Consider the following 3,576-nt stretch of genomic DNA (forward strand, 5'->3'; position numbering starts at 1 on the left):
ACGCGCGCGGCCCTGCTCGACGCGATGGGTGCCCTGTCGCGCGTGCGGCGCGATCCGCATGGCGCGGCCGACATCATCCGCGACCACGCCCGGCAGATACTCGATATGGCCCAGTCGGCGACCGGCCCGCACGCGGTCGCAGGCCGTCGCGTCGCGGGAGCCTTGCTACAGATTTCCTATCTTGTCGGTTCCGCGCCCGGCTTCTTCGACCGTGCCGGACCCTTGCAACGCACGCGCTCGATGCCGGGTTTCGACGATGCGCTGGTGACGCCCACAAGCTGGAGAATGGAGTCCGGAGTAATGGCGCGATGATGACCGAATTCGACCTGTTCGGCGTGTTCATGGCACCGATCGTGGTCTACGCCGTGGCGGCCATACCGCTGACCATGATCCTGCGCTTCGTGCTGTGGCGAACCGGAATCATGAAATGGTTCTGGCATGTCGCCCTGTTCGAAATCGCACTTTATACGTGCGTGCTGTGCCTGCTTGTGTCCTACGCCTGACGGGGCGCCTGCCCTGACGCCTGCCCTGGCGCCCACCGCGGCGCCGCAACAAGAACGCATCGAAGAGACGCCTCAATGTTATTGCTTCGTACTCTCATCCGGGTAGTTCTGACACTGATCGTGGTGGGAGCCGCTGTGGTGCTCGGTTTCACGTTGTGGAACACCTACATGGTCGCGCCCTGGACGCGTGACGGGCGCGTGCGCGTCTATGTGGTCGACGTGGCGCCCGAAGTCTCCGGGACGGTGGTGCAGGTGCCGGTGGTGGACAACCAGTACGTCCATCGGGGCGATCCGCTGTATGTTCTCGACCCCGTACGTTTCCGTCTCGCGATCTCCGAGGCCGAGGCTCGTCTGGCCGGCGCGGACGCCGAGCTGAAACTGCGCCAGAGCGACGCACGTCGTCGCATGGGGCTGGGCGGCATCGTCTCGGCCGAAGAGCAGGAGCGCTTCAACTCCAGCGTCGAGACGCAGCAGGCCGCCGTCGACGCCGCGCGTTCGGCTCTGGATGTCGCGCGCCTGAACCTGCAACGTTCGGTGCTCTATTCTCCGGTCAACGGCTTCATCACCAACCTCAATCTGCGCGTGGGCGACTACGCCACGGCCGGGCAGGCGCGACTTGCGGTGATCGACGCCGATTCCTTCTGGGTCTATGGCTATTTCGAAGAAACCAAGATGTGGGGCGTGCATGTGGGCGACGTGGCCCGCGTCAAGTTGATGGGTTATCGCCAGATCCTGCCGGGTCACGTCGTGTCCATTGCGCGGGGCATCAACGACCAGAACGGCAATCCCGACCGCCTCGGCCTGCAGGATGTCAGCCCGATCTTTACCTGGGTCCGTCTGGCGCAGCGCATCCCGGTGCGCGTGCATCTCGACCGTGTGCCGCCGGGCGTGACCCTGGCCGCCGGCATGACCGCGACGATCAGCGTCGGACCCGAGGCACGCGGCTCGCACGGGCGTCTGGCGACATGGCTGCAGAACCACCTGTGATGCGCATCATGACTTCCACGCGCCTGCGCAGGACGGGGCTGATGCTCGGGGCTGTCCTGATGCTGACGGACTGCACCGTCGGGCCCAACTACCAGCCCGACCGCATGACGCTGCCGTCGGGATTCACCGAGGCCGAACACGACGCCACCGCGGACGAGATCGCGCGCGCCAACCACGAGATGACGCAGTGGTGGGCGGAATTCCACGACCCGATGCTCAACGCGCTGGTCGCCAAGGCGATCTCGGGTAACTACGACCTGCAGGTCGCGGGGCAACGGATTCTGGCCGAACGCGCCTTGCACGACGAGGCGGTGTCGGCCTGGTACCCACAGATCGACGCCAACACCACCAACGGTGATGCGCGTTATTCCATCAACGTCGACAACTGGCCCATCCGCCCGGGCAATCCCCAGAATCGGCCCGGTTCGTCCTATCTGTCGTATGGTGTCGAGGCGACGTGGGAGATCGATCTGTTCGGTCGCATCCGTCGTTCCGTCGAGGCTCAGGACCGGGTGTTCGACCAAAGCATCGAGAGCCGGCGCGCCGTGCTGCTGGCCATGCTGTCCGAACTCGCGACCGACTATGTCACGCTGCGCGCGACGCAGTTGCAGCTCAAGATCGCCAACGACAACATCCGCGTGGCGCAGGATGCGCTCGACCTGACCAACCGCCTGTATGTCGAGGGCGTGGGCAACACGCTCCAGATCGCGCAGGCGCAGGCCGAACTCGACAGCCAGACCGCCGCGCGCGAGCCGCTGAAGACCCATATTTCCCAGCTGACCCACGCGATCGACGTGCTGCTGGGCCAGATGCCGGGCACGACCGAGGCGCAGCTCAAGGTCTATCAGGACCTGCCCAGCGTCCCGGGTTTTCCCGCCACCCTGCCGTCGATCGTGATCGCCAACCGCCCCGACATCCGCATGGCCGAGCGTCATTACGCGGAAGACACGGCGCGGGTCGGCGTGGCCGTGGCGCAGCTTTACCCGAATTTCGTTATTCCTCTGTCGTTCAATCCGAACGCGTCGGCCATGTATCAGCTGTTCGAGGCGGGCGCGCTGAGCTGGAAGTTCCTGATGATGGCCAGCGTCCCGCTGATGCATGGCGGGAAGTATACGGCGCAGATTCACGCGGCCCAGGCCATGGCCGAGGCCAGCCGCCTGACCTATCGCCAGACGGTGCTCAAGGCCTTCAAGGAGGTCGAGGACGCCATGGCCGCCTGGCATGATGACGAGGAGCATAACGCCCTGCTGCATCGCGCCGCCGTCGACAGTGCGACCGCCCGCGACCGCGCCGAACGCCTGTACGGCGCGGGCCTGATCGGTTTCCTGGACGTACTGACCACACAGCGGAGCACCCTGAACGCGCAGAATCTCGAAGCTCTGGCACGCCTCGAACGGCTGCGCGACGCCATTGACCTTTATACCGCGCTCGGCGCGGGCTGGCGCGGCGTTGCAGTCACCAACACTACCCTGCCGGTGTCCCTGGAATCGCAGAACGTTCTGGCCCGCGCCATTCGCCAGTGAGCGGGTACCGCGCGCGCGGGGGTAATTTTACTTGCGCGGGCAGCGCGGCTTCCGGTTTATGGCCTCATGCCCGTAACCAAGCCCTTCTGGACCACCAAATCCCTGGCGGAGATGAGCGCTGCCGAGTGGGAATCGCTCTGCGACGGGTGTGGACGTTGCTGCCTGCACAAGCTGCGTGACGACGACACCGACGAGATCCTGTTTTCCGAGGTGGCGTGCCGGTTGCTGGACGTGGCGACCTGCCGCTGCCGCGACTATCCGCGCCGGCAGGCCAAGGTGCCGGACTGCATCAGCCTGACGCCGGCGATGCTGGAGACGATCGACTGGCTGCCGCCAACCTGCGCCTATCGCCGCCTTCAGGAGGGACGGGACCTACCCTGGTGGCACCCGCTTGTCTCGGGCCGCGCCGAGACGGTTCGGGAAGCCGGGATTTCCGCAGCGGGACGCATCATCAGCGAACGACATGCCGGCGCCGTCGAGGATCATCTGGTCGACTGGCCCGGTGAAGACCCGACGCGCGGGCCGACCGTCCCGGGCCGCTGATGCGCGCGCGGGCCGCCGGG

The 3,576-nt window shown here is 66.0% G+C and carries 4 protein-coding genes and 1 pseudogene; all 5 read left to right on the forward strand.

All coding sequences use genetic code 11. From position 1 onward, the window contains the following. Positions 1-312 (forward strand): annotated as a pseudogene (locus HUK82_RS15210) (hypothetical protein); the annotation flags it as partial. Beyond that, positions 309-503 (forward strand): DUF1656 domain-containing protein, encoded by a 195-nt coding sequence (locus HUK82_RS15215; protein ID WP_176614751.1) that lies wholly within the window; start codon positions 309-311, stop codon positions 501-503. The pseudogene HUK82_RS15210 and the gene HUK82_RS15215, both read left to right, overlap by 4 nt. A gap of 75 nt (positions 504-578) precedes the next feature. Beyond that, entirely contained in the window at positions 579-1,490 is a 912-nt protein-coding gene (locus tag HUK82_RS15220) for an HlyD family efflux transporter periplasmic adaptor subunit (RefSeq protein WP_176614752.1), read from the forward strand. After that, positions 1,490-3,013 (forward strand): efflux transporter outer membrane subunit, encoded by a 1,524-nt coding sequence (locus tag HUK82_RS15225; protein ID WP_176614753.1) that lies wholly within the window; start codon positions 1,490-1,492, stop codon positions 3,011-3,013. Before HUK82_RS15220 ends, HUK82_RS15225 begins: the two co-directional genes overlap by 1 nt. A gap of 66 nt (positions 3,014-3,079) precedes the next feature. Further along, on the forward strand, positions 3,080-3,556 hold the full coding sequence (locus tag HUK82_RS15230; RefSeq protein ID WP_176614754.1) for a YcgN family cysteine cluster protein: 477 nt from the start codon (positions 3,080-3,082) through the stop codon (positions 3,554-3,556). Positions 3,557-3,576 lie beyond the last annotated feature (20 nt).

Origin of the sequence: Ameyamaea chiangmaiensis, assembly GCF_013376175.1 — a bacterium.
GTDB classification, from domain to species: domain Bacteria; phylum Pseudomonadota; class Alphaproteobacteria; order Acetobacterales; family Acetobacteraceae; genus Ameyamaea; species Ameyamaea chiangmaiensis.